Genomic DNA, 24,830 nt, shown 5'->3' with positions numbered 1-24,830 from the left:
CCATGCCGTCAACGCGCGGCGCACCATGCCCTCACCGCGCGGTGCGCACCATGCCCTCCTGGGCCACGGTGAGCACCAGCCGCCCGCCGCGGTCGAACACCCGGCCCGAGCACATCGCCCGCCCGCCGCCGGCCCAGGTGCTCTCCTGCTCGCAGAACAGCCAGTCGTCGGCGCGGGCCGGGCCGTGGAACCAGACGGCGTGGTCGAGGCTCGCCGTCGCCAGGCCCGGGGCGCCGATCACCGTGCCGTGCGGGGCGACGGCGGTGGCCAGCAGCAGCATGTCGGTGGCGTAGGCCAGGGCGACGGCGTGCGCGAGCGGCTCGTCCGGCAGCGTCTCGCGGGAGCGGAACCAGAAGCGCTGGCGGGGCGGTGCGGGCTCACCGCGGCCGGCGGCGACGCGGGGCAGCGGGCCGTCGAAGCGGAAGTCGAACGGGTGCCGCCGGTCCAGCCAGTCCAGCCACGCGCGGACGGGGGCGGGGGCGTCGGCCAGCGCCTCCTCCGGCCGCGGCAGGTCCTCCGGCGGGGTCGCGGCGAGCGCGGGCACCTGGTGCTCCGGGCCGGCCTGCGGCCGGGTGAAGGAGCAGGTCAGCACGAGGATGGCGGCCTCGCCCTGCCGGGCGGTCACCTCGCGGGTGGTGTAGCTGCCCCCGTCGCGGACGCGGGCGACGGCGAGGTCGACGGCCGCCGACGGGTCGCCGGGGCGGACGAAGTAGGCGTGCAGCGAGTGCACCGGACGGCCGGCGTCCACCGTGCGCGCGGCGGCGGCCAGCGACTGCGCCACCACCGCGCCGCCGAACGCGCGCTCCCCGGCGGGGCCGCCGCGCGGCGCGGCGCGCAGGACGTCGTCGCCGGAGTCGGAGAGGTCCAGCAGCGCGGCCAGGGGTGCGCGGGGGGAGGGCGGCGGCACGGCGGGGAGTCAAGCACCCCCGCCGGTCACCGTGAGGGCGACGCCCCCGGCGAGCCGGTAGGGCGCGGGCGCCACCAGGTCGCCGACGACGCGGCGCAGCCGGGACACCTCGGCCCGCGCGGCGACCACGTGCCCGTCGTCGCCGAACAGCGCCCGGCCGAGCGCCGCGGCGTCGAGCCCGGCCGGGCCGGCGGCGGCCACCAGGGCGAGCACCTGCGCCTGCCGGCGGGTGAGCCCCGCGGACCAGGAGCCCTCGCCGCCGCGCACCCGCAGCACGGGCGCCGCGGTGAGGTCGAGCTCGGCCGACACCGGCGCGCGGGCCTCCGCGGGGCGCAGCAGCCAGCCCTCGCCCAGCCGCTCGGGCGTGCACAGCCCGAGCCCGGCGACGGCGAGCGGCCGGCCGGCCCGCGGGACGGCCACCCGGGCGCCCGCGGCGACACCGGAGCGGGCGGCGACCCAGCCGTCGTCGTCGACGAGCAGCAGGGGCCCCCGCGCGGTGCCCAGCACCGGCCCGGCCGCGCGGCGCAGCCGGTCGAGGTGCTGCTCGTGCCGCCGCCACAGCCCGTTCTCGGCCAGCCGCACCGAGGTCTCCACCAGCGCCCCGATCGCCGGGTGCAGGGTGAGCGCCGGCCCGCTGACGTCGACCACCCCGAGCAGCTCCCCGGTGACCGGCGAGTGCACGGGCGCCGCCGAGCAGTACCAGGGGTGCTGGGCGGCCTCGAAGTGCTCGGCGGAGAACAGCTGCACCGGCGCCGCCTCGGCCAGCGCCGTCCCGATGGCGTTGGTGCCCACGGCGGCCTCGGTCCAGGTGGCGCCCTCGGCGAACCCGAGCCGGTCGGCGTGCCGGCGGGTGGCCGCCGACCCGTCCCGCCACAGCACCACGCCGTCGGCGTCGGTGACGACGACGAGGCCGTGCGAGGCCTCCGCGACGCCGACGAGCACCTGCCGCAGCTCGTCGACCACCGCCTCCAGGCCGGAGGTGCGGCGGCGGGCCTGCACCGCTTCGGCGGGCAGCGGGTCGCGCGGCCGGGGCCGGTCGGGGTCCATGCCCAGCCCCAGCACGCGCGACCAGGACCGCTCGACCACCCGGCGCGGGCGCACCGGCGGACGGCCGCCGGCGAGGACGGCGTCGTGCACGCGGGACAGCACGCGGGCGTGCGTGGACAGGTCGGTGCCGGGCGCGACCGCCGACCACGCGGGCACCGGCGCCTCCTCGGCGTGCAATGCGCTGCAACGCTCCCGCCGCAGGTCCGGCGGGTGCTGTGCTGCACATCACACCACGTGTGCTGCTCGCCAGGGAGGACCCCGCATGACCTCGACCCTCGACACCCCGTCCACGGCCCCCTCCACCACCCCGGCCACCCGCGCCCGGGCCTGGTTCGCCGACCTCGAGGACGCGCTGCGCGCCCGCGACGTGGACCGCGCCGCCGGGCTGTTCGCCGCCACCAGCTTCTGGCGGGACCTGGTCGCGTTCACCTGGAACATCACGACCGTCGAGGACCGGGCCGGCGTCGCCGACCTGCTCACCGCCACCCTCGACCGCACCGACCCCTCCGGGTTCGCCGTCAGCGAGGAGCCGACCGAGGACGACGGCGTCACCACCGCCTGGTTCACCTTCGAGACGGCGGTCGGCCGGGGGCGGGGCCTGGTGCGCCTCGTCGAGGAGGACGGGCAGCCGCGGGCCTGGACGTTCCTCACCACGCTGTACGAGCTGACGGGCCACGAGGAGCCGCGCGGGCCCGGCCGGCCGAAGGGTGCCGAGCACGGGATCAACCGGGAGCGGCTGACCTGGGCCGAGCGCCGTGCACGGGAGGACGCCGAGCTCGGCCGCACCACCCAGCCCTCCGTCCTCGTCGTCGGCGGCGGCCAGGGCGGCGTCGCGCTCGGGGCACGGCTGCGCCAGCTCGGCGTCCCGGCGCTCGTCGTCGACCGGCACGCCCGGCCCGGTGACCAGTGGCGCGGCCGCTACAAGTCCCTCTGCCTGCACGACCCGGTCTGGTACGACCACCTGCCCTACCTGCCGTTCCCCGACAACTGGCCGGTCTTCGCCCCCAAGGACAAGATCGCCGACTGGCTCGAGTCCTACGTGCGCGTCATGGAGATCCCGTACTGGGGCTCCACCGAGGTGCGCAGCGCCGCCTACGACGAGGCGGCCGGCGAGTGGACCGTGCAGGTGGTCCGCGACGGCGAGGAGCTCACCCTCCGGCCGAAGGAGCTCGTGCTCGCCACCGGCATGAGCGGCAAGCCCAACGTGCCCGAGATCCCCGGCCAGGACGTCTTCCGCGGCGAGCAGCACCACTCCTCGGCCCACCCCGGGCCGGACGAGTACGCCGGGAAGCGGGTGGTCGTCATCGGCAGCAACAACTCCGCCTTCGACATCTGCGGGGCGCTGTGGGAGCACGGCGCGCAGGTGACGATGGTGCAGCGCTCCTCCACGCACATCGTCAAGAGCGACAGCCTCATGGAGATCGGCCTGGGCTCGCTCTACAGCGAGGAGGCCGTGGCCGCAGGCATGACCACGGAGAAGGCCGACCTGACCTTCGCCTCCATCCCGTACCGGATCCTGCACGAGTTCCAGATCCCGGCCTACGAGCAGATGCGGGAGCGCGACGCCGACTTCTACCGCCGCATGGAGGAGGCCGGCTTCTGGCTCGACTGGGGCGACGACGGGTCGGGCCTGTTCATGAAGTACCTGCGCCGCGGCTCGGGCTACTACATCGACGTGGGCGCCGCCGACCTGGTGGCGAACGGCGACGTCGCGCTGGTCCACGGGCAGGTCGTGCGGCTCACCGAGGACGCCGTCGTCCTGGACGACGGGACGGAGCTCCCGGCCGACCTCGTCGTCTACGCCACCGGCTACGGGTCGATGAACGGCTGGGCGGCCGACCTCATCAGCCAGGAGGTCGCCGACCGGGTCGGGAAGGTGTGGGGCCTGGGCTCGGACACCACCAAGGACCCGGGCCCCTGGGAGGGCGAGCAGCGCAACATGTGGAAGCCCACCGCCCAGCCGGCGCTGTGGTTCCACGGCGGCAACCTGCACCAGTCGCGGCACTACTCGCTGTACCTCGCGCTGCAGCTGAAGGCGCGCCAGGTGGGCATCCCGACGCCGGTGTACGGGCAGGCGCAGGTGCACCACCGGCGGTGAGCGGCCCGGCGCCGGGGAGCCCCGCGCTCCCCGGCGCCGGCGCCCGCCGTCCCCCGGCGGGCGGTCCGGTGCGGCACTAGTGTCCGGACGGTCGCACCCACCGCCGCGGGAGTCGCATGAACCTCGAGAAGGTCGTCTTCGGCTTCTTCGTGCTGCTCGCCGCCACCATCAACTTCGGGTTCTTCATCGGCGACATCGACGACCCGGCCGTGCACAACGTCTACGAGCTGTTCGCGGCGCTGGTGGTCAGCCTCATCGCCACGGTGCTCAAGTTCGGCGACCGCACGCAGATCGGCGCCGTGCACCTGGCCACCAGCCTGGTCGCGGACCTGCAGCTCATCGCCGCCACGATCACCTGGGCGTGGGCGGTGCACGTCTCCGCCGAGGGTCTGACGGCCACCGCCACGGCGAGCATGGTGTCGCTGTCGGGCGGGGCGCTGGTGGCCAACATGGTCTCGGTGGTGCTGCTGGTGATCGAGACCGTGTCCTTCCAGCGCCACTGAGCGGACGCCGACCGTGGAGACCGCGCCGCCGCCCCCGGTGACCACCCGCGGCCGCCGCGTGCGCCGCCGTCCGGTCGTGCCGCGAGCGGAGGGCTCGGCGACGGTCTTCACCGTCCTGCGGCGGATGCGCGCGCCGCTGATCACGCTGATCGTCATCTTCTTCGTCAGCGTCCTGGGCCTCTCGCTGATCCCGGGCGTCGACGCCGAGGGGCAGCCGGCCCGCCTGAGCCTCTTCGACGCCTTCTACGTCATGAGCTACACCGCGACGACGATCGGCTTCGGCGAGATCCCGTTCGCCTTCAGCTACGCCCAGCGCATGTGGACGACGGCGACGATCTACCTGACGGTCGTCGGGTGGGCGTACGCGATCGGGTCGCTGCTGGCGCTGGTGCAGGACCGGGCGTTCCGCCAGGCGCTGGCGCTGCGGCACGTGTCGCGCAAGGTCACCCGGCTGCGCGAGCCGTTCCTGCTCGTCGCCGGCTACGGGCAGGCGGGGGAGAACCTCGGCGCCTCCCTCGACGCGCTGGGCCGCCGGTTCACCGTCGTCGACATCTCCGAGACCCGCATCGACGCCCTCGAGATCGCCACCTACCGCGGGGACGTGCCGGGGATCGTCGGCGACGCCCGCGACCCGCACGTCCTCGGCGTCGCCGGCCTCGGGCACCCGTGGTGCGAGGGCGTGCTGGCGCTGACCGGCGACGACGAGGCCAACCTCGCGGTGACGATGGCGGCGGCGCTGCTGCGCCCGGAGCTGCCGGTGGTGTCGCGGACGACGTCGCCGATGGTGGCCGAGCGGATGGCCGGCTTCGGGTCGCCCACCGTCGTCAACCCCTTCGACCGCTTCGGCGACCACCTGCGCCTGGCGCTGCGGACCCCGGCGTCCTACCAGCTGATGACCTGGCTGGAGAGCGGCCCGGGCGCGGAGCTCACCCCCCGGGGCACGGCGCCGGCGCCCGGCCGGTGGGTGGTCTGCGGCTACGGGCGCTTCGGCCGGCACTTCGCCGCCGACCTCCGCGCCGAGGGCCTGGAGGTGACCACCGTCGACCCCTCGCCCGAGGAGGAGCCGACGATCGTCGGCGACGCCGCGGACCTCGACGTCATCCGGTCCGCCGACCTCGCCGGCGCCGTCGGGCTGGTCGCCGGCACCGACAACGACACCACCAACCTGTCGCTGATCGCCGAGGCCCGGCGGATCAACCCCGGCCTGTTCGTCGCCGCCCGGCAGAACCAGCCGGCCGACACCGCGCTGTTCGCCGCGATGGAGGTCGACGCGCTGCTGGTCCCCACCGAGGTGGTCGCCCACGACGCCTACGCCCGGCTGAGCACCCCGCTGCTGTGGCGCTTCCTGCGCGAGCTGCCCGGGCAGAGCGACGAGTGGTCGGCCGGCGTCGTGGACCGGCTGCTCGACGCGTGCGGCACCCACCTCGAGGCGCTCTGGAAGGTGCGCCTCACGGCGGAGGACGCGCCTGCCCTCCACCCCCGGCTGGCCCGCGGCGGGTTCCGCCTCGCCGACCTGCTGCGCGACCCCGCCGACCGCGACCGGACGCTGCTCGCCGTCCCGCTGCTGGTGCTGCGCCGGGGCGAGGCCCTCCTGACCCCGGACGGCGACCTGGAGCTCGAGCCCGGCGACGAGCTGCTGTTCGCCGGCCGCGCCGCGGTGCACCGCGAGGTGGAGGCGACCCTGTTCATCGACGGCGTGGCCGACTACCTGGTCACCGGCCACCGGGTGCCGTCGAGCTGGATCTGGCGCAAGCTCAGCCGGTCGACGCCGGCCGCGGACGCTCCCGCCGCGCCCTGAGCGCCCGGCGCCGACGTCCACGAGGGGGAACGCATGACCGAGCAGGGCCCGGGCCGGCGCCTGGTCGACCGCCTCACCGGCCGCTCCGACGCCGTCCGGCCGCCGGAGCTGCGCACCGACGACAACCGCTCGGCGTCCAAGCTGGAGCTGTTCTTCGACCTGGCCTTCGTCCTCGTCCTGACCGAGCTGGCCAAGGCGCTGCGCGAGGACGTCACGGTGCACGGCTACCTCGTCTTCGCGGGGCTCTTCGGCGCGGTCTGGTGGTCGTGGGTGAGCTCCACGCTCTACGCCAACCGCTTCGACCACGACGACGTCGTCTACCGGGTCTACAAGCTGGCCAGCATGGCCGCCGTCGTGGGGCTGGCGGCCTCGGCGTCGGAGGCCACGGGTGAGCGCGCCACCGTCTTCGTCGTCTGCCAGCTCGTGCTCCGCGGCCTGCTGCTGCTGCAGTACCGCCGCGCGCACGTGCACGTGCCCGATGCCCGGCCGATCACCCGGCTGTACCTGACCGGCGCGGCCGCCGGTGCGGCGTTCTGGGCGGTGTCGCTGGCGGTGCCGCGGCCGGCCGCCTACGCGTTCTGGCTCGCCGCGGTGCTCGTCGAGGCGCTGGTGCCGCTGCTCGCGACGCGGACCTCGGCCGAGGTGCCGGTGCACGTCGAGCACCTGCCGGAGCGGTTCGCGCTCTTCGTCATCCTCGTGCTCGGCGAGCCGGTGGCGGCCGTGGCGCACGGCCTCTACGACGCGAAGTGGACGGCGAACTCGGTCGTCGTGGCGGCGCTGGCCTTCGTGCTCGCCGCGGCGCTGTGGTGGAGCTACTTCGACCTCGCCGGGGCGCGCGCCAAGCGCCTGCTCGACGAGTCCGGGGAGCCGCGCGCCACGCACGCCCTCGACGTCTACGTGTTCGGGCACCTGCCGCTGACGCTGGCGCTGGCGACCGTGGGCGCGGGGATCGAGCTGGCCGTCGTCGAGGCCGGCGACGTGCCGCCGGGCACGCGGCTGCTCGTCGCGGGGGGCGTGGCGCTGTACCTCGCGTCGGCGAGCGTGACGGCGTCGGCGATGACCGGCGACGTGCGCCGCGGGTGGTGGTGGCCGCTGGCCGCGGCGGTGGTGGCCGGCCTCGACGCGCTGCTGGACCTGCCGGCCGTCGCCGTCATCGGCGCGCTGGCCGCGCTGGTGGTCGTCGTGGTCGTGGCCGGCTCGGTGCAGCGGGCGACGGGGCAGCTGGAGGCCGAGGAGGTCTGACCGGTGCGGCAGGGACCTCCGGCCCTGCCGCCCGCGGTCCGGGAGGGCTGCACTGGGACGGGGGCCGGACGCCGACCCGCCGGGAGGTGCGCTGCCGTGGACACGACGCCGGGGCTCGACGGCGGGATCGTCGTCGGGGTGGACGGGTCGGCCTGCGCCCGGACGGCGCTGGCCTGGGCCGGCGCGCTCGCCGCGCGGGCCGGGCTGCCGCTGCTCGTGGTGCGGGCGTGGAGCCTGACCACGGCGCCGCGGCCGGCCACCTGGGAGTGCGGCTACGTGCCGCCGGTGGCCGACTACGAGGCGGCGGTGCGGCAGGCGCTGGCCGACGACGTCGCCGCGGCCGGGGTGCCCGCGGGCGTGCCGGTGGAGGGCCGCGCGGTGCACCGGGCGCCGGTGGACGCGCTGCTGGACGCCGTGGAGGGGGCCGCGCTGCTCGTGGTCGGCGCCCGTGGCCGCGGCGCCGCGCGCGGGCGGCTCCCCGGGTCGGTGGCGACGTCGGTGCTGCGGGCGGCGGCGTGCCCGGTGACCGTCGTGCGCCCGCAGGGGACGACGCACGGGACGACGCCCGGCCCGGGACCGGGCGGCAGCAGGGAGGAGCGCCATGACCAGGTCCAGCACGCCGGGCTCGGGTGACGACCGGCGCCGGGAGATGACGGCGGAGGAGAAGCTCATCGCCCAGTGGGAGGCGCAGCACGACGTCGCCGCCCGCGGGCACCGCTGCGACCCCATGGGGCTGCAGCACCAGCTCAGCCGCGAGCGGCTGGCCGACCGGGTGCGCCCGCCGCGCCGGGAGGCGCCGCCTGCCGGGGCGACGGCGAGCGCCGCCACGGCGCCGGCCGAACCCCCGCCGGTGCCCGCGGCGCCGACGGCGCGGCGCCACCCGTGGCGGCGGTTCCACCACCACGCCTCGGAGCACTGAGCCCCCCGCGGGGCGCCTACCGCAGGGAGCCGTCCAGCTCCCGGACGAGCGCGCCGACCCGCCCGCCGCCGGCCGGGGCGGGCGGGTAGCGGCGCAGCACGCCCGCGACGACGGGCCCGGCGGTGCGCCGGGCGCGGTCGAGGACGGCGGCGGGATCGTTGCCGTCGAGCTCGGCCGCGCGGGCGGCGTGCGCGGCGGAGCCCAGGACGTGGGCGACCTGGGTGGCCCGGGCGATCGGGTGCAGGAAGGCCGCGCCGGCCGCGGCCATCGCGGACCGGGCGGCCTCGGCGGCGGCGGGCTGCCCGGCCTCCCGAGCGGCGGTCGCCGCCCGCTGCGCGGCCCAGGCGGCGTCGCGCAGCGCCGTCGTGCGCTCGGCCCCGTCGGCGAAGGCCTGCGCGGCGTCGACCGCGGCGCGGGGGCGCGGGTCGTCCGGCCGGTCCCGCTCGAAGCGGGCGAGGGCGGGACCGGCGCACGCCGCAGCGAAGCCCGCGACCGCCCGCAGCTCGGCCCGGGTCAGCGCGACCTCGGGGGCGTCCTGGCTCACGCCGCCCGTCCTCGGGTGCGGGTGCGTCGAGGTGTCGCCGTGTCGCGCTGTCGACCGGTCGCCGTGTCGGGACGTCGCCGTGTCGGGACGTCGCCGTGTCGGGACGTCGAGGTGTCGCCGGGTCGAGGTGTCGGCGGATCGAGCTGTCGCCATGTCGACCCGCCGGGGTGCCGTGGGCTGATCGTGGGTCCGCTGTGGGGGCGCTGTGGGTGGGTCGTGCCCGCCGCCGCCGACAGGCTCGACGCCATGACGCACACCGCTCCCGCCCCCGCCGTCCCGATGGCCGACGTCCGTGACATGTACGTGGTCCACCGCGCCTTCCGCCGCGAGCTGCGGCTAATCCCCGGGCTCGTGCGGGCCGTGGCGCCCGGCGACACCGCCCGCGCCGCCGTGCTCGCCGCGCACACCCGGATGTTCCTGCAGGGCCTGCACCTGCACCACACCGCCGAGGACGACCTGCTCTGGCCCACGCTGCTCGAGCGCTGCCCGCCCGACGCCGCGCTGATCGGGCGGATGGAGGAGCAGCACGCCGAGGTCGAGCGGCTGACGGAGGCGCTCGGGCCGGCGCTGGACCGCTGGGAGGCCGAGGCGCGCCCCGCCGTCGCCGAGGAGGTCGCCGGCACCGTCGACGCGCTGCGCGAGGTACTGCTCGTCCACCTCGAGGAGGAGGAGCGCGAGATCCTCCCGCTGGCCCGGCGGCACGTGACGCAGGAGGAGTGGTCGCAGCTCGGCGAGCACGGCAAGGGCCAGATGGCGGCGCGCCACCTGCCGCTGCTGTTCGGCGCGCTGCTGGAGGAGTGCGACCCCGAGGAGCGGGAGATGATGCTGCACGTCGTCCCGTGGCCGGTCCGGGTCCTGCTGCGCACCGTGTTCGCGGGCCGGTACCGCCGCTACGTCAGCCGGGTGCGCGGGACCCGCTGAGCCCCGGGCCGGCCTCCGGGCCGGGTTCCCGGGCCGAGCTCCCGGACCAGGGCCGGGACGTCCTCCGGGCGCAGCAGCCGGCCGGCGTCCCAGGCCCGCCCGAACGCCTCTGCGCCCAGCGCGGCGCGCACCTCCGGCAGCACCTGCGCGGCGAGCTCGACGTCGGGCGGGAACGCCACCGCGACCGCCGCCGCCTCCGCCGTCGCGGAGCCGGCCGCGAACAGCCGGGCCGCCAGCTCCGGGCGCCCGCGGGCGGCGGCGACGGCGGCCAGCCCGGGCAGCGTGTAGGCGAGCGTCCAGGTGGTGCGCACCTCGGCGGCGAGCACCGCGGCTTCCGTCCACCGGGCCAGCGCGCCGTCCCCGTCGCCGGCCAGCCAGGCGAGGGAGGCCTGCACGTTGAGCACCGTGGCCAGCGTGAACGGGCTGCCCAGCTCCCGGGCCAGCCCCTCGGCCCGGGCGAGCTCGGCCGTGCCCCCGCCGAGCTCGCCGGCGCGCAGCAGCAGCTGCCCGCGGGCGGTCACCGCGTGCGCCCGCGCCCACGCCTGCCCGCTCGCCTCCGCCAGCCGGAGCGCCTCGTCGAGCTCGGCCGCGGCGGCGTCGAGGTCGCCGGTGAAGACGGCGGCCGAGCCGGTGAGCACCAGCGCGAGCGAGCGCAGGTCGGGAGCGCCCGCGGTCCGGGCCGCCGCGGCGGCCGCCTCCCGCGTGCCGGGGACGTCCCCGGCTGCGTACCGGAGCGCCGCCGTCGCCAGCAGCAGCCGGGAGACGTCGTCGGGGGCGAGCCCGTCGGGGGACACCCGGCCGAGCCACCGCAGGCCCTCGGCGGCGTTGCCGCGCACCGCCCAGTACAGCCAGGTCGCCTCCATGAGCGCGGCGACGTCGGCGGCGCGGCCCGCCGCGGTCAGCCGGCCGAGGGCGACGCCGAGGGTGCCGTGCTCGCGCTCCAGCCGGTCGAGCCACGCGCCCTGCTCCGCGCCGGGCAGCCCGGTGCGCGCCCCCTCGGCCAGGGCGAGCACCGCCGCGACGGCGCGGTCGGCGACGGCGTCCGCCTCCCCGGACGCGGCCAGCCGCGCCGCGGCGTACTGGCGCACCGGCTCCAGCAGGCGGTAGCGCGCGTGCGGCCCTCCCTCGGCGACGACCAGCGACTGCTCGACCAGCCCCTCGAGCGCGACGACGGCGTCCTCCCCGCCCGACACCGCCCGTGCCAGGTCGAGGTCGAAGCCGCCGGCGAGGACCGACAGCCGGCGCAGCAGCGCCTGCTCGCCGGCGGTGAGCAGGTCGTGGCTCCAGTCGAGCGCGGCGGCCATCGTCCGCTGCCGCTCCGGCAGGTCGCGCGAGCGGCTGCGGCCGAGGGCGTCGTCGAGCCGGCCGAGCAGCGCCGACGGCGGCAGGTAGCGGGCGTGCGCGGCGGCGAGCTCCAGCGCCAGCGGCAGGCCGTCGAGGCGCCGGCAGATCGCGGCCACGTCGGCCGCGGTCCCGTCGTCCAGGGACAGCGGCCGGCCCGCGGCGGCCGCCCGGTCGAGGAAGAGCCGGGCGGCGGGGGAGGCGGCGACGGTGCCGGCGTCCGCGCGGGCGGGGACCGGCAGGGGGCCGAGCGGGTACTCGCGCTCGGCCCGCACGCGCAGCGCGGCCCGGCTGGTGGCGAGCACGGTCAGGCCGGGGCAGCGGGCCAGCAGCGCGGCGACCTCGGGCGCGGCGTCCAGCACGTGCTCGACGTTGTCCAGGACCACGAGGCAGCGCCGGTCGCCCAGGCGTGCGGCGACCGCGTCGGCCGCCGGACCGGCCGGCTGCCGGCCGCCGAGCACGCGGGCGAGCTCGGGCAGCACCGACCGCGCCTCGCGCACCGGCGCGAGCTCCACCACCGCGACGCCGCCGGGGAACCCGGGGGCCAGCGCCCGGGCCGCCGCCAGGGCCAGCGTCGTCTTCCCGACGCCGCCCGGGCCGGTGAGCGTGAGCAGCCGGGTGGTCCCCGACCGCAGCAGCGCCGTGACCTCCGGCAGCTCGGCGTCGCGCCCCACCAGCGGCACGGCGGGCACCGGCGGGCCGGGCGGCGGCGCCGGGTCCGCGGCGTCCGGCCGGGCGGCCGCGGCCAGGTCCGCGCGGTCGGCGTCGTCGAGGCCGAGCGCGTCGCCCAGTGCCCGCAGCGTGTGCGGGTGGGGGCGGCGCCGCTCGCCGCGCTCCAGCGCGCCGATCGCCTTGCCCGTCAGGCCGGCCCGCGCGGCGAGCTCCTCCTGGCTGAGCGCCGCCCGCTCGCGGAGCCGGCGCAGCAGCGCGGCCAGGGGGCCGGGGGACGGGGCGCTCACCGGCCGGGAGGGTAGCGGCGTCCCGGCCTGCCCGGATGCACATAAGCATTGACTGATATCAGTCGGCAGTGAAACAGTGTGGAGGTGCACGCGTTCGACGTCCTGGGCGACCCGGTCCGGCGGCGGATCCTCGAGCTCCTGGCCGACGGCGAGCTGTCGGCCGGGGAGGTCACCGCCGTCGTCCGCCGCGAGTTCGGCATCTCCCAGCCCGGTGTCTCCCAGCACCTGCGGGTGCTGCGGGAGAACGGCTTCGCCCGGGTCCGGGCCGAGGGCGCGCGGCGGCTCTACGCCGTCGAGCCCGCGCCGCTGCAGGACGTCGACCGGTGGCTCGAGCGGTTCCGCCGTACCTGGGACCGGCACCTCGACGCACTCGCCACCGAGCTCGCCCGGGGGAAGCGCGAGCGCCGCGCCGCGCCCCGGGACGCCCCACCCCAGGACACCCCACCCCAGGACACCCCGCCCGAGGAGGAACCGTGAGAGACCTGCTGACCGAGATCGCCGAGACCGCCCGCGCCGTCGCCCGGGAGGGCGCCGGGGACGACGAGCTGATCGCCGTCCGCCTGCGCCGCGAGTACCCGGCCGACGTCGCCGACGTGTGGGACGCCGTCACCGACCCCGCGCGGCTGGCCCGCTGGTTCGCCCCGGTCAGCGGCGACCTCCGGCAGGGCGGCAGCTTCGCCGTCGAGGGCAACGCCGACGGCGAGATCCGCGAGTGCACCCCGCCCTCCACGCTCGTGCTCACCTGGGGCGGGCCGGTCAGCGTGGTCACGGTCCGGCTCGCCGCGGCGGGGCAGGGCACCGCGCTGGAGCTGGAGCACACCGTGCCCGCCGCGTTCGCCGGCAGCGGCGCCGGCGCGCTGTTCGTCGGCCCCGGCTGGGACGTCGCGCTGCTGGGCCTCGCGCTGCACGTCGACGGCGAGGACGTCGGCGACCCGGTGGCGTGGGAGGGCAGCGAGGGGGTGCGCGCGGCCAACGCCGCCTCGATCGACGCCTGGGTGGCCACCGTGACGGCGTCGGGCACCGCCACGCCCGAGGAGGTCGCCGGCGGCGAGGCGGCGGCCCGGGCCCAGTTCGCCCCCTCGGCCGGCTGACGAGCGCGGCGCGGTCCCCGGGTCGCCGGGGACCGCGCCGTCCGCCACAGTGGAGCGCCCGCACCCCCTCCCCGGAAGGCCCCCACCGTGCGCCCCTCGGACGACGGCGACCCCCAGCTCGCGGAGTTCGGCTACCGGCAGCACCTGGACCGCAGCATCGGCCGGTTCTCCAGCTTCGCCGCCGGCGTCAGCTACATCTCGATCCTCACCGGCACGTTCCAGCTCTTCTACTTCGGCTTCGGCGCCGGGGGCCCGGCCTACGTGTGGTCCTGGCCGATGGTCTTCGCCGGCCAGCTGATGGTCGCGCTGTGCTTCGCCGAGCTGGCCGCCCGCTACCCGGTGGCCGGCTCGCTCTACAACTGGACCAAGCGCCTCGGCAGCGCGACGACGTCGTGGCTGGCCGGCTGGGTGATGCTCACCGCCTCGGTGGTCACCCTCGCCGCGACCGCGCTGGCGTACCAGATCACGCTGCCGCAGCTGTGGTCCGGCTTCCAGGTGGTCGGTGACGGCACCGGCACCTACGACGTCGCCGTCAACGCGGTGCTGCTCGGCGGGCTGCTCATCACCGTCACCACGCTCATCAACGCCTTCGGCGTGCGGCTGATGGCGCGGATCAACAGCACCGGGGTGTTCATCGAGCTCGTGGCCGCCGTGCTCATCGTCGTCGTGCTGGCGCTGGCGATCACCCGCGGCCCGCAGGACGTCCTGTTCGACACCGCCGGCCGCGGCGAGGGGCAGTCGCTGGGCTACCTCGGCGCCTTCCTCGTGGCCGCGCTCGCGTCGGGCTACGTCATGTACGGCTTCGACACCGCCAGCTCGCTCGGCGAGGAGACCATCGACCCGGGCCGCACCGCGCCGCGGGCGATCCTGCGGGCGATCACCGCCTCCTTCGTGCTCGGCGGGCTGATCCTGCTGTTCGGCCTGATGGCCGCCCCGAGCCTCGCCGACCCGCAACTGGCCAGCAGCGGGGGCGGGCTGCAGTACGTGCTGCTCTCGGTGGCCGGCACGGGGCTGGGCAAGGCGTTCCTCGTCTGCATCGTCGTCGCGGTCACCGTGTGCTGCCTCGCCGTGCACACCGCGGCGATCCGGATGACCTTCGCGATGGCGCGGGACAACGCGCTGCCGGCGTCGGCCCGCCTGGCGCACGTCGACCCGCGGCGGCGCACGCCGGTCGTCCCCGCCGTCGTCGTCGGGGTGCTGGCCATCGGCGTGCTGCTGCTCAACGTCCGCCAGCCGCAGGTCTTCACCGCCCTCACCAGCATCGCCGTGGTGATGATCTACCTGGCGTACCTGCTGGTGACCGGCCCGATGCTGGTCGCCCGCCTGCGCGGCCGGTGGCGCCCGGCGCCGGGGCGCTTCTCGCTGGGCCGCTGGGGCCTGCCGGTGAACGTGCTGGCGGTGCTGTGGGGCGCCGGGATGGCGGTCAACCTCGCCTGGCCGCGGCGGGAGGTCTACAACGCCACCGGCGAGCAGCACTGGTACCTGCAGTGGGCCGCGCCGGTGTTCATCGGCGCGATCGTCGCGGTGGGCCTGGGCTGGTACCTGCTGCGTCAGCGGCGTCGCACCGGGGTGCTCCCGGAGCACGCCGCGGTCATCGACCCGACGCCGCCGCCCGCGCCCGCCTGAGCCCCGCCACCAGCCGGGCCGCGGTCCCGCCCGCGACGCCGCGCAGCAGCCGGGCCCGCTGCGCCGGCGACAGCGCCCCGAAGACCCGGGCCATCGTCCCGGCGACGGCGGACGGCGGCGAGCCCCCGTCCAGGTAGGGCGCCCACTCCTGCTCGGGGAGCGTGAAGAAGGCACCGAAGAACGCGTCGGTGGCCGCGGCGTCCATGGGCAGCAGCACCTCCAGGCCGAGGCCCAGCAGCGCCGCGGTGGCCCGCGGGCGCGCGGCGCGCACGACCGGGCGCGGGTCGCGGCCCGCGGCCAGCGCCGCGGCCACCCGCGGGCCCAGGCGCAGCGACGCCGCCACGCTGTAGCCGGTGGCCGGGTGCACCAGCCCGGCGGCGGCGCCCAGCGGGGTGCCGGGGCCTGCCGGGCGCGGGGCGGCGTCGAGCGGGATGGCCACCCGCTCGGCCCCGCCGGCCGGCCGCAGCCCGTGCGCCGTCAGCAGGGCCGCGAGCCGCTCGCGCAGGTCCGCCAGCGGCAGCGGCGGCCGGGCGGCCAGGGAGGTGGCCTCGAGCAGCACGGTGCCGTCGTCGAGGGGCAGGCCGTAGAGGAACGCCGGGGGAGCACCGGGGGCGGCCAGCGCCGTCCAGTCCATGAACAGGGCGCCGTCGGGCGGCACCAGGTCCGGCACGGGCCCGGCGACCACCTCGCCCCACGCCCGCTGCTGCGCGGTCGCGGGCCCGCCGCCCCGCGCGTCGAGCACGGTGCGGGCGGCCAGCCGGGTGCCGTCGGCGAGGACGGCGACCTCGCCGCCGTCGTCGTCGAGCAGGCCGCGGACCCGGCCGGTCACCAGCCGCCCGCCGGCGGCGGTGAACCGGTCGAGCAGGGCGGCGTGCACGGCGTCGTTGCGCAGCCGGGCGTAGCCGCGGGTCAGCTCCCGTTCGCCGCCGGACGCCGTCCGGACGACGGTGGGGGAGTACCGGGCGGCCATGGTCGTCCGCGCCGCGGCCGGATCGAGGCCGAGCGGTCCGGCCGCGGCGTCGAGCTCGTCGGCCCACAGGCAGTAGGTGGCCGGCCAGGGCCGCACCGCGGGGGCGACCAGCGCGGTCGACAGCCCCGCAGCGGCGCACGCGGCCGCCGCCGACAGCCCGGCCGGCCCGGCGCCGGCGACGACCACGTCGAGGGGGACTGCCACCGCCGCAGACGACCACACCCCCGGCTCCGGCGCGCGGCCGGGGTCGGGGGTGGGGTCGGGGATGTGACCGGGAGGTCCCGCTCAGCGGGTCGAGGAGAGCGCCTCCTGCCGCAGCTCGGCCTGCGCGTCGCGCCGGCCGGGGCCGGCGTTGGTGGCGTCGGCGGGCAGGTCCCCGTGGTCGTCGTCGAGCATCGTCGCCTCGTCGAACGGCACCTGACCGGACAGCGCCGCCGAGAGCTGCTCGCGGTCCAGCTCGCGGGTCCAGCCGGCCACCAGGACCGTGGCGACGGCGTTGCCGGCGAAGTTGGTGACCGCGCGGGCCTCGGACATGAACCGGTCGATGCCGACGATGAGCCCGACGCCGTCGAGCAGGTCGGGGCGGTGCGCCGACAGGCCGCCGGCGAGGGTGGCCAGGCCCGCACCGGTGACCCCGGCCGCGCCCTTCGACGCGATGATCATGAAGGCCAGCAGGCCGACCTGCTCGCCGACCGACAGCGGGTCACCCAGCGCCTCGGCGATGAACAGCGAGGCCATCGTCAGGTAGATGGCGGTGCCGTCGAGGTTGAACGAGTAGCCGGTCGGCACGACGATCCCGGCCACCGGCTTGCTCACGCCGGCGTGCTCCATCTTCGCGATCAGCCGCGGCAGCGCCGTCTCCGACGACGACGTCGAGACGATGAGCAGGAACTCCCGGCCCAGGTACCTGAGCAGCGAGAAGATGTTCACCTTCGCCGCCAGCCGCAGGAGCAGCCCGAGGACGACGAAGACGAAGACGGCGCAGGTGGCGTAGAAGCCGAGCATGATCACCGCGAGGCTCTTCAGCGCGTCGACGCCGGTCTCGCCGACGACGGCCGCGATCGCGCCGAACGCACCGATCGGCGCCACCCACATGATCATCGCCAGGACGCGGAAGACCAGCTTCTGCAGGTGCCCGATGCCTCGCAGGAGCGGCTCGCCGGCGCGGCCCATCGCCTGGATGGCGAACCCGACGAGCAGCGCCACGAGGAGCGCCTGCAGCACGGAGCCGTCGGTCAGCGACGACAGCAGCGTCGTGGGGACCAGGCCGAGCAGGAAGTCGGTGGTGCCGCCGCTCTCCTCGGCGGTCTCGGCGAGCTCGGAGCCCCGGCCGCGCAGCTCGTCGGACAGCGCCAGCCCGTCGCCCGGGTGCAGCACGTTGCCGACGACGAGGCCGATGGCCAGCGCCACCGTGGACATGAGCAGGAAGTAGCCGAGCGCCAGCCCGCCGACCCGGCCCACCTTCGCCGCCTGCCGGATCGACCCGATGCCCAGGACGATCGTGCAGAAGATGACCGGCGCGATCAGCATCTTGATCAGCGCGACGAACGCCGTCCCGATCCACTTCAGGCCGACGGCGAACTCGGGGAACACCAGGCCGACGGCGATGCCGAGGGCGACGGCGGCGATGACGGCGATGTAGAGCCAGTGGGTGCGGTCGCGCCTGGTGCGCGCCGGGGTGTCGCCGGCCGCGGTGCCAGCTGCCATGTCTGCTCCTGGGGGAGACGTCGGGACGGTCGGGTACCAGTGGGCCGGACCCCGTGACCGCCGTCACCCATGTGTTCATTGCGTACGTGAGCCACGTCGCAGCCGCGGGCGCGGGACACTCTCGGGCGTGCCCCGCCTCCTGCCCCGCCGCCGCACGGGCGGCAGCCTGGCCCGGCAGCTGCTGGCGCTGCAGGCGCTGGTGCTGCTGACCGTGGTGGCGGCCGCGGCGTTCGTCGCCTGGCGCGACGCCCGCGCGGCGCTGCAGCGCGGGGCCGAGCAGCGCACCACGGCCGTGGTGGAGAGCCTGGCCGACTCCCCGCTCGTGGCCGACGCCGTCACCGGTGGGGACCCGACGGCGGTGCTGCAGCCGTTCGTGGAGCAGGTGCGCGCCGACACCGGCCTGTCCTTCGTCACCGTCATGGCGCCGGACCGCACGCGGTTCACCCACCCCGACCCGCAGGAGATCGGCCGGCCCTTCCTCGGCACGGTCGGGCCGGCGCTGGCCGGCTCGACGTTCACCGAGACCTACACCGGCACGCTCGGCCCGTCGGTCCGGGCCACCGGCCCGGTGTTCGACGCCGACGGGGACGTGGTGGCGCTGGTGTCGGCCGGGCTCACCGTCGACGTCGTGGCCGCCGACCTCGCCGACGCCGTCCCCGGCATCCTCGGCACCGCCGCGGTGACCCTCGCCGTCGGCGGCCTGGGCAGCGCCGCGGTGGCCCGGCGGCTGCGGCGCCAGACCGGCGGCCTGGACGCCGCCACGCTCGCCCGGATGCTCGAGCACCACGAGGCGGTGCTGCACGCCGTGCGGGAGGGGCTGCTGCTCGTCGACGGGCGGGGCCGGGTCGAGCTGGCCAACGACGAGGCGCGCCGCCTGCTCGGCCTGGGCGGGGACCCCGCCGGCCGCCCGGTGGCCGACCTGGGGCTGCCCGGCGAGCTGGCCGCCGCGCTCGCCGACCCGCGCCGCGGCGTCGACGAGGTGCACCTGACCGACGAGCGCGTGCTGCTCGTCAGCCGGATGCCCACCCGGACGCCCGGCCTCGGCGACGGCTCGGTGGTGACCCTGCGCGACCACACCGAGCTGCAGGCGCTGGCCGGCGAGCGCGACAGCGTGCGGGCCTTCGCCGAGTCGCTGCGGGCGCAGGCGCACGAGGCGGCCAACCGGCTGCACACCACCGTGTCGCTGGTGGAGCTCGGGCGCAGCGCCGAGGCGGTCGAGTTCGCGACCGCCTCGCTGGCCTCGGCCCAGGAGCTCACCGACCGGGTCGTCGGCGCCGTCGAGGAGCCGGTGCTCGCCGCGCTGCTGCTGGGCAAGGCGGCCACCGCAGCCGAGCGCGGCGTGGCGCTCGAGGTCGACCCCGGCACCGCGGTCGGCGTCACCGGGCTGCCCGCCGGCGACCTGGTGACGATCGTGGGCAACCTGCTGGACAACGCCATCGACGCCGCGCTGTCGGGGGAGCCGCCGCGGGAGGTGGCCGTGGGGCTGGCCGTCGACGGCGACTGCCTGGAGATCCGGGTCGAGGACAGCGGCCCGGGGCTGAGCGCGGAGGAGGCGGCCGAGGCCTTCCGGCGCGGCTACTCGACCAAGGACGACGCCGGCGCGCCCGACGGGCTCGGCCGCGGGCTGGGCCTGGCGCTGGTGCGGCAGGCGGTGCACCGGCACGGCGGCACGGTGACCGTGCGGCCCGGCCCGGGCGCGGAGTTCACCGTCTCGCTGCCGCTGGCCGTGCCCGCCGAGGTGGCCCCGTGACGGGAGCCGGGACCGGCACCCCGGGCGGGCCGGCGCCGGTGCGGGTGCTCGTGGTCGAGGACGAGCCGGTCGCGGCCGAGGCCCACCGCGCCTACGTCGAGCGCACCGCGGGGTTCACCGCCGTGGCGGTCGCGGGCACCGGCGCCGCCGCGCTCGACGCCCTGTCGCGCACCGCCGTCGACCTGGTGCTGCTCGACCTGCACCTGCCCGACGCCTCGGGCCTGGAGCTGTGCCGGCGGATCCGGGCGGCCGGTGCCGACGTCGACGTCCTCGCCGTCACCTCCGCCCGGGAGCTCGCCACCGTGCGGGCGGCGGCGGTGCACGGCGTCGTCGGGTACCTGCTCAAGCCGTTCACCTACCCGGCGCTGCGCGACCGGCTGGAGGCCTACGCCGCCTACCGCGCGCAGCTGCGGGCCGGCGGGGAGGCGGCCGGGCAGGCGGAGATCGACCGGGTGCTGGGCGCCGTGCGCCCGTCGCGGTCGGCGCCGCTGCCCAAGGGGATGGGCCGGGAGACCCTGGACGCCGTGGTGGCCGCGGTGCGCCGGGCGCCCGGGGTGTCGGCGGCGGAGACGGCGGAGCTCATCGGCGCCTCGCGGATCACCGCCCGCCGCTACCTCGAGTACCTCGCCGAGACGGGCCTGGTCGACCGGGTGCCCCGCTACGGCGGCGCCGGGCGGCCGGAGCTGGAGTACCGCTGGCGGTGACCGCCCCGGCCGGGCCGCTCAGGCCGGGTCGCCGTCGACGTACACCCAGCGGCCGTCCCGCCGGCGGAAGCGGCTGTGCTCGGCCTGCACGGTGTCCTGCCCACCGGCGCGCGCGTGCGCGCGGAAGGTGACCGTGCCCTGGGCGTCGAACAGCCCGCCGCCGGTGGTGGCGAGCACCTCCAGGCCGGTCCAGCGCACGCCCGGGTCGAGCTCGAGCGTGCGCGGCCGGGTGGCCGGGTCCCAGGTGGTGAGCAGGTAGGCGGGATCGCCGACGGCGAAGGCGCTGTAGCGCGAGCGCATGAGCTGCTCGGCGGTGGCCGCGGCCGCGCTCCCGTCGTGGACGCGGCCGCAGTCGTCCGCGTAGGGCAGGCCGGATCCGCAGGGGCAGCGCGTGGGGGTCACGCCGCCAGTCTGCGGGCCGGTCCTCGGCTCAGTCCTCGGCTCAGTCCTCGGCGATCCAGACGGCCGTGTCCGGCGGGAGCGCCACCGAGCGGGCCGAGGTGTGCACGCCCGGGCCGGACTCCAGCAGCACCCGCCCGCGGGAGCGCACCAGCACCGGCTCGCTGCCCATGTTGACCACGCAGCGGACCGTGCGGCCCTCACCGGTGCACCGGACGGTGAGCACGTCGCCGCGGCTGCTGACCGTGGCCTCGCCGGTGCCCAGCGCCGGCTGCTCGGCGCGGACCGCGAGCGCCTCGCGGTAGAGGTGCAGCATCGAGGAGGAGTCGCGGGTCTGCCGGGAGACGGCGTACTGCCGCCACTCGGCCGGCACCGGCAGCCACGGCCTCGCCGCGCGGGCGGGGGAGAAGCCGATGCCGGGGGTGGCGTTCCACGGCATGGGGACGCGGCAGCCGTCGCGGCCGGCGCGCTCGCCGTTGCTGCGGTGGAAGATCGGGTCCTGCTTGGCCTCGTCGGGGACGTGCGCCTGGGGCAGGCCCAGCTCGTCGCCGGCGTAGACGTAGGCCGAGCCGGGCAGCGACAGCAGCAGCAGGGCCGCGGCGCGGGCGCGCGCCAGGCCGGTCTCGCCGCCGCCGAAGCGGGTGACCATCCGGTCCTTGTCGTGGTTGCCGAGCACCCACGACACCGGGGCGCCGACCTTGCCGAAGGCGTCCAGGGCGCTGCCGATCGCCTCGGTGAAGGCGGTGGTCTCCCACCGGGACTTGAGCAGCCGGAACGACAGCGACTGGTGCAGCTCGTCGGGCCGGGAGTACAGGGCGACCTCGTCGAGGTCGGCCAGGCACACCTCGCCGACCAGCATGGTGTCCGGGTACTCGTCGCAGACCGCGCGCCAGCGGCGCCACACGTCGTGGACCTCGGGCTGGTTCCAGGTCATGGCCTGCTCGGGGCCGTGCCCGAACAGGGTGGGGGAGTAGGTGCCGGGGTTGTCGCGCAGCCCGGCGTCCTTGTGCAGGCCGTAGGCGACGTCGACGCGGAAGCCGCTCACGCCGCGGTCGAGCCAGAAGCGCAGGGTCCGCTCGAAGTCGTCGGCCACGACCGGGTCGCGCCAGTTGAGGTCGGGCTGCTCGGGCGCGAACAGGTGCAGGTACCAGCGGCCGTCCGGGGTGCGTGACCAGGCCGGCCCGCCGAACAGGGAGCGCCAGTTGTTCGGCGGCTCCTCCGACGGCGGCCGGAAGTGGTAGCGCGACGCCTCGGGGCAGTCCGGGTCGGCCAGCGCCGCCTGGAACCAGGGGTGCTGGTCGGAGGTGTGGTTGGGCACGACGTCGAGCACGACCCGCAGGCCGAGCTTCCGCGCGTCCGCGACCAGGGCCTCGACGTCGGACACGTCGCCGTACTCGGGGTCGACCGCCCGGTAGTCCACGACGTCGTAGCCGCCGTCCGCGCCGCCCGAGGGGTAGTGCGGGTTGATCCACAGCGCGTCGACGCCCAACCACGAGAGGTAGGGCAGGCGGGCGCGCAGGCCGGCCAGGTCGCCGATGCCGTCGCCGTTGCCGTCGGCGAACGAGCGCAGGTAGACCTGGTAGACGACGGCCGAGCGCCACCAGGGCTGCTCCTGGACGGGAGCCGGCCGGGACCACGGCTGCTGGCCGGCGGCGGTGCCGGCAGCGACGAGTCGAGCGGACATGCGGGAAGGATCGGCCCATCCGGCCGTCCGGTCGCCCACCGCTGATCACGAAGGGTGAGACGCACCTTGTCAGGTGTCGCCGAATCGGCTGGTGGCGGTGTCGTCGGGCACATCCCGGATGCCCCGGACGGGTGACGGTGTTGCACCAGCCGTCCCACGAGTCACGAGCCGCCCGACGGGGCGGCACAGGAAGAACGCGCCATGACCAGCACCCCGGCCGCTCCCGCGGCCGACCGCGCCGTCTGCCACCGCCACCCCCGGCACGTCTGGATCGCCAGCTGCCCCGACTGCACCTCCTGGCACCTCGCCGGCCTGCGGGCCGGACGGCAGGACCGCCCGGCGGTGCCGCGCCCGCGCCCGGACGACGACGCCCGCACGCACGCCGCCTGACCGCACCGCCAGCTCGACCGCACTGCCGCACCACCGCACTGCCCGACGCGCCCCTCCGGCTCCCCCGGCCGGAGGGGCGCCGTCGTCTCCGGGGAAGGTCCTTGACGCCACCCTGGTTCACTGTGGTTGAACGTTTGACGACAGCGGGGCGGGTGCCCCGCGCGACCGGAGGAGGAGCGCCGTGCACCTGGGCGTCGACAGCTTCGTGGCGGCGGTGACGGACCCGTCCACCGGGCGGGCCGTCGGGCCCGAGGAGCGCATGGCCGACCTGCTCGAGGAGATCGAGACCGCCGACCGGGTGGGCCTGTACTCCTTCGGCATCGGCGAGCACCACCGCCCCGAGTACTACGACTCCGCGCCGCCGGTCATCCTCGCCGCCGCGGCCGCCCGCACCTCGCGCATCCGGCTCGGCAGCGCCGTCACCGTGCTCTCGGCCACCGACCCGGTGCGCGTCTTCCAGCAGTTCGCCACGCTCGACCTGATCAGCCGGGGCCGCATCGACCTCGTCGTCGGCCGCGGCTCGTTCACCGAGGCCTTCCCGCTGTTCGGCCTGTCGCTGGCCGACTACGACGAGCTGTTCGACGAGAAGCTCGACCTGCTCCTGCGCATCCGCGAGTCCGAGCGGGTCACCTGGTCGGGCCGGCACCGCCCGGCGCTCACCGGCCAGGGCGTCTACCCGCGCCCGCTGCAGGACCCGCTGCCGGTGTGGGTCGGCGTCGGCGGCACCCCGACGTCCTTCGTCCGCGCCGGGCTGCTCGGCCTGCCGCTGATGGTCGCGATCATCGGCGGCGAGCCCCGCCAGTTCGCGCCGCTCGTCGACCTCTACCGCCAGGCCGGCGAGCGGGCCGGCCACGCGCCCGAGCGGCTGCAGGTGGGGCTGCATGTCTTCGGCTTCGTCGCCGACAGCACGAAGGCCGCCGCCGACACCGTGTACCCGGGCTGGCACGAGATGTTCACGAAGGTCTCCCGCGAGCGCGGCTTCGCCCCGCCGACCCGTGCCCAGTTCGACGCCACCAGCGGGCCGAACGGGGCCTTCTTCATGGGTGACCCGGACACCGTGGCCGAGAAGCTGGTGCGCATCTCCGGCCAGCTCGGCGGCGTCGACCGGGTCTCGATCCAGATGACCAACCCCCGGCTCGCCCACGCCGACCTGCTGCGCGGCATCGAGCTGCTCGGCACCGAGGTGGCCCCGCAGGTGGCCTCCTCCTGATCGCTCAGGCGTCCTCCGGGTAGGGCGGGGCGCTGTCGGCGACGACGGCGCCCCGCTCGCCCAGCGGCCGGTCGGGCCCGACGGTCGAGTCCCGCCCGGTCTGCCGCTCGGCCTCGGCGTTGACCACCGCGCCGAGCACGACCAGGAACACGCTCAGCCACAGCCACACCATGCTGATCGCCACGCCGGCCAGGGAGCCGTAGGTCGCGGTGTAGTCGCCGAGGCCCTGCACGTAGGCGAACAGCGCCAGCGACGTCGCCACCCACAGGCCGGTCGCCAGCACCGCACCCCCGCTGATCCAGCGCCACCGCGCCTGCCGCCGGTCGGGACCGACCCGGTAGAGCACCGCGCACACGACCACCATGAGCGCGGCGACGCCGGCCCAGACCAGCAGCGGCTCCAGGTCCCGCACCGCGCGGGGCGCGGCGGACAGGACCGACGCCACCAGCCCGCGCACGGCGATGGCCGCGCCCAGCAGCACCGCCCCGCCCAGCACGAGGAGGAGGCCCAGCCCGCTGCGGCGCAGCACGCCCCGGGTCTCGCGCTCGTGGTAGGCCAGCGTCAGCGCGTCCACCAGGTAGGTGGCCGCCGTCGTCGCCGTCCACAGCGCGGCCGCCAGCCCGGTGAGCCCGCGGAGGGTGAGCACCTGGCCGGACGCGGTGGTGATCGTGGTGAGCTGGTCGGCGACGAGCGGCTCGAGGTCGTCGGGCAGCACCGCGGCCATGTCCGAGAGCTGGCGCAGCGCCGAGGCGGGGGAGTTGAGGGCGCCGTAGATCGACAGCGCCGTCACCAGCACCGGCGCGATCGACAGCAGCGCGAAGAAGGCGACGGCGGACACCTGCACCATCAGCCGCTCGCCGAACGCCTGGCGCAGCGACCGGCGCAGCACCTGGAGCCAGCCCCGGGGCGGGATCCGGTGGGGGGACGAGGCGTCGTGCGCGACGCCGGTGCCGGAGGCGTCGGCCATGGACGGAGTGTCCCGTCGGGGGAGCGCCCGGGCATCCCCGGAGCGCGCGGACC

The 24,830-nt window shown here is 76.9% G+C and carries 23 protein-coding genes; 14 read left to right on the top strand and 9 right to left on the bottom strand.

Translation table 11 applies throughout. From position 1 onward, the window contains the following. Window positions 1–31: 31 nt before the first annotated feature. Both BUE37_RS10030 and BUE37_RS10025 read right to left on the bottom strand, forming a co-directional pair. A complete protein-coding gene (locus BUE37_RS10030) occupies window positions 32–907 on the bottom strand; it encodes an acyl-CoA thioesterase (RefSeq protein ID WP_073420056.1) in 876 nt (291 codons plus the stop codon). A 9-nt stretch (window positions 908–916) separates the two neighbouring features. Beyond that, entirely contained in the window at window positions 917–2,110 is a 1,194-nt protein-coding gene (locus tag BUE37_RS10025) for a GAF domain-containing protein (protein ID WP_073420055.1), read from the bottom strand. A 106-nt stretch (window positions 2,111–2,216) separates the two neighbouring features. Between BUE37_RS10025 and BUE37_RS10020 the strand changes: the two genes are divergently transcribed. The 6 genes from BUE37_RS10020 to BUE37_RS09995 all read left to right on the top strand — a co-directional run bounded on the left by BUE37_RS10020 (window position 2,217) and on the right by BUE37_RS09995 (window position 8,514). Continuing rightward, a complete protein-coding gene (locus BUE37_RS10020; RefSeq protein ID WP_073420054.1) occupies window positions 2,217–4,052 on the top strand; it encodes a flavin-containing monooxygenase in 1,836 nt (611 codons plus the stop codon). Between the two features lie 116 nt (window positions 4,053–4,168). Continuing rightward, window positions 4,169–4,555, top strand: a complete 387-nt coding sequence (locus BUE37_RS10015; protein WP_073420053.1) for a DUF6394 family protein — start codon at window positions 4,169–4,171, stop codon at window positions 4,553–4,555. A gap of 13 nt (window positions 4,556–4,568) precedes the next feature. Next, window positions 4,569–6,353, top strand: coding sequence for a potassium channel family protein (locus tag BUE37_RS10010; RefSeq protein ID WP_073420052.1), 1,785 nt, complete (start codon window positions 4,569–4,571; stop codon window positions 6,351–6,353). Between the two features lie 33 nt (window positions 6,354–6,386). After that, the gene (locus tag BUE37_RS10005; protein ID WP_073420051.1) at window positions 6,387–7,595 is read left to right on the top strand and encodes a low temperature requirement protein A; all 1,209 of its coding nucleotides are present in this window, start codon (window positions 6,387–6,389) and stop codon (window positions 7,593–7,595) included. A gap of 96 nt (window positions 7,596–7,691) precedes the next feature. Next, the gene (locus tag BUE37_RS10000; protein ID WP_073420050.1) at window positions 7,692–8,228 is read left to right on the top strand and encodes a universal stress protein; all 537 of its coding nucleotides are present in this window, start codon (window positions 7,692–7,694) and stop codon (window positions 8,226–8,228) included. Continuing rightward, window positions 8,197–8,514, top strand: a complete 318-nt coding sequence (locus tag BUE37_RS09995) for a hypothetical protein (protein ID WP_073420049.1) — start codon at window positions 8,197–8,199, stop codon at window positions 8,512–8,514. The genes BUE37_RS10000 and BUE37_RS09995 overlap by 32 nt, the downstream gene beginning before the upstream one ends. Before the next feature lie 16 nt (window positions 8,515–8,530). Here BUE37_RS09995 and BUE37_RS09990 read toward each other — a convergent pair whose 3' ends face one another. Beyond that, window positions 8,531–9,058 carry a putative immunity protein gene (locus BUE37_RS09990; protein WP_073420048.1) on the bottom strand — a complete coding sequence of 176 codons (528 nt, stop codon included), beginning with the start codon at window positions 9,056–9,058 and terminating at the stop codon, window positions 8,531–8,533. A gap of 246 nt (window positions 9,059–9,304) precedes the next feature. Between BUE37_RS09990 and BUE37_RS09985 the strand changes: the two genes are divergently transcribed. Continuing rightward, window positions 9,305–9,979, top strand: coding sequence for a hemerythrin domain-containing protein (locus BUE37_RS09985; protein ID WP_073420703.1), 675 nt, complete (start codon window positions 9,305–9,307; stop codon window positions 9,977–9,979). Here BUE37_RS09985 and BUE37_RS09980 read toward each other — a convergent pair. Then, window positions 9,949–12,279 carry an ATP-binding protein gene (locus BUE37_RS09980; RefSeq protein WP_073420047.1) on the bottom strand — a complete coding sequence of 777 codons (2,331 nt, stop codon included), beginning with the start codon at window positions 12,277–12,279 and terminating at the stop codon, window positions 9,949–9,951. The genes BUE37_RS09985 and BUE37_RS09980 overlap by 31 nt on opposite strands. An 84-nt stretch (window positions 12,280–12,363) precedes the next feature. On the opposite strand from BUE37_RS09980, the gene BUE37_RS09975 reads away from it, so the two are divergent. From BUE37_RS09975 to BUE37_RS09965, 3 genes are all read left to right on the top strand, one after another. Beyond that, window positions 12,364–12,756, top strand: a complete 393-nt coding sequence (locus BUE37_RS09975; RefSeq protein WP_073420702.1) for an ArsR/SmtB family transcription factor — start codon at window positions 12,364–12,366, stop codon at window positions 12,754–12,756. Further along, window positions 12,753–13,370, top strand: coding sequence for an SRPBCC family protein (locus BUE37_RS09970; RefSeq protein ID WP_073420046.1), 618 nt, complete (start codon window positions 12,753–12,755; stop codon window positions 13,368–13,370). The genes BUE37_RS09975 and BUE37_RS09970 overlap by 4 nt, the downstream gene beginning before the upstream one ends. 87 nt (window positions 13,371–13,457) lie before the next feature. Next, on the top strand, window positions 13,458–14,996 hold the full coding sequence (locus BUE37_RS09965; RefSeq protein WP_073420045.1) for an APC family permease: 1,539 nt from the start codon (window positions 13,458–13,460) through the stop codon (window positions 14,994–14,996). On the opposite strand, the gene BUE37_RS09960 is transcribed toward BUE37_RS09965, so the two are convergent. Both BUE37_RS09960 and BUE37_RS09955 read right to left on the bottom strand, forming a co-directional pair. Further along, window positions 14,962–16,170, bottom strand: a complete 1,209-nt coding sequence (locus BUE37_RS09960; protein WP_175562835.1) for a lycopene cyclase family protein — start codon at window positions 16,168–16,170, stop codon at window positions 14,962–14,964. The genes BUE37_RS09965 and BUE37_RS09960 overlap by 35 nt on opposite strands. An 81-nt stretch (window positions 16,171–16,251) precedes the next feature. Continuing rightward, window positions 16,252–17,673: a cation:dicarboxylate symporter family transporter gene (locus BUE37_RS09955; RefSeq protein WP_073420043.1), complete on the bottom strand. Its 1,422-nt coding sequence runs from the start codon at window positions 17,671–17,673 to the stop codon at window positions 16,252–16,254. Window positions 17,674–17,800: 127 nt separating this feature from the next. On the opposite strand from BUE37_RS09955, the gene BUE37_RS09950 reads away from it, so the two are divergent. Further along, window positions 17,801–19,423 (top strand): sensor histidine kinase, encoded by a 1,623-nt coding sequence (locus BUE37_RS09950; protein ID WP_073420042.1) that lies wholly within the window; start codon window positions 17,801–17,803, stop codon window positions 19,421–19,423. Next, complete coding sequence (locus BUE37_RS09945) at window positions 19,420–20,127, top strand: response regulator (RefSeq protein WP_073420041.1); 708 nt, start codon at window positions 19,420–19,422, stop codon at window positions 20,125–20,127. Before BUE37_RS09950 ends, BUE37_RS09945 begins: the two co-directional genes overlap by 4 nt. 18 nt (window positions 20,128–20,145) lie before the next feature. Here the strand turns inward: BUE37_RS09945 and BUE37_RS09940 are convergent, their stop codons facing one another. Then, entirely contained in the window at window positions 20,146–20,529 is a 384-nt protein-coding gene (locus BUE37_RS09940; protein ID WP_073420040.1) for a YchJ family protein, read from the bottom strand. Between the two features lie 40 nt (window positions 20,530–20,569). Then, entirely contained in the window at window positions 20,570–22,210 is a 1,641-nt protein-coding gene (locus BUE37_RS09935) for a glycoside hydrolase family 13 protein (protein ID WP_073420039.1), read from the bottom strand. A gap of 201 nt (window positions 22,211–22,411) precedes the next feature. On the opposite strand from BUE37_RS09935, the gene BUE37_RS09930 reads away from it, so the two are divergent. Beyond that, entirely contained in the window at window positions 22,412–22,600 is a 189-nt protein-coding gene (locus BUE37_RS09930; protein WP_073420038.1) for a hypothetical protein, read from the top strand. A 181-nt stretch (window positions 22,601–22,781) separates the two neighbouring features. Then, the gene (locus tag BUE37_RS09925; RefSeq protein WP_073420037.1) at window positions 22,782–23,810 is read left to right on the top strand and encodes an LLM class flavin-dependent oxidoreductase; all 1,029 of its coding nucleotides are present in this window, start codon (window positions 22,782–22,784) and stop codon (window positions 23,808–23,810) included. Window positions 23,811–23,814: 4 nt separating this feature from the next. Here BUE37_RS09925 and BUE37_RS09920 read toward each other — a convergent pair whose 3' ends face one another. Beyond that, window positions 23,815–24,777: a YihY/virulence factor BrkB family protein gene (locus BUE37_RS09920; protein WP_073420036.1), complete on the bottom strand. Its 963-nt coding sequence runs from the start codon at window positions 24,775–24,777 to the stop codon at window positions 23,815–23,817. Between the last annotated feature and the right edge of the window lie 53 nt (window positions 24,778–24,830).

The organism is Geodermatophilus nigrescens (assembly GCF_900129495.1).
Classification (GTDB): Bacteria; Actinomycetota; Actinomycetes; order Mycobacteriales; family Geodermatophilaceae; genus Geodermatophilus; species Geodermatophilus nigrescens.
The sequence above is the reverse complement of the archived record's forward strand: the minus strand, read 5'-3'. Positions and strand labels throughout refer to the sequence as shown.

Excerpts from the sequence above, each read along its gene's own strand:
- BUE37_RS09935 (WP_073420039.1), bottom strand. The coding sequence starts at position 22,210 with ATGTCCGCTCGACTCGTCGCTGCCGGCACCGCCGCCGGCCAGCAGCCG.
- BUE37_RS09920 (WP_073420036.1), bottom strand. The coding sequence starts at position 24,777 with ATGGCCGACGCCTCCGGCACCGGCGTCGCGCACGACGCCTCGTCCCCC.
- BUE37_RS09985 (WP_073420703.1), top strand. The coding sequence starts at position 9,305 with ATGACGCACACCGCTCCCGCCCCCGCCGTCCCGATGGCCGACGTCCGT.
- BUE37_RS09955 (WP_073420043.1), bottom strand. The coding sequence starts at position 17,673 with ATGGCAGCTGGCACCGCGGCCGGCGACACCCCGGCGCGCACCAGGCGC.
- BUE37_RS09995 (WP_073420049.1), top strand. The coding sequence starts at position 8,197 with ATGACCAGGTCCAGCACGCCGGGCTCGGGTGACGACCGGCGCCGGGAG.
- BUE37_RS10020 (WP_073420054.1), top strand. The coding sequence starts at position 2,217 with ATGACCTCGACCCTCGACACCCCGTCCACGGCCCCCTCCACCACCCCG.
- BUE37_RS10015 (WP_073420053.1), top strand. The coding sequence starts at position 4,169 with ATGAACCTCGAGAAGGTCGTCTTCGGCTTCTTCGTGCTGCTCGCCGCC.
- BUE37_RS09930 (WP_073420038.1), top strand. The coding sequence starts at position 22,412 with ATGACCAGCACCCCGGCCGCTCCCGCGGCCGACCGCGCCGTCTGCCAC.
- BUE37_RS10005 (WP_073420051.1), top strand. The coding sequence starts at position 6,387 with ATGACCGAGCAGGGCCCGGGCCGGCGCCTGGTCGACCGCCTCACCGGC.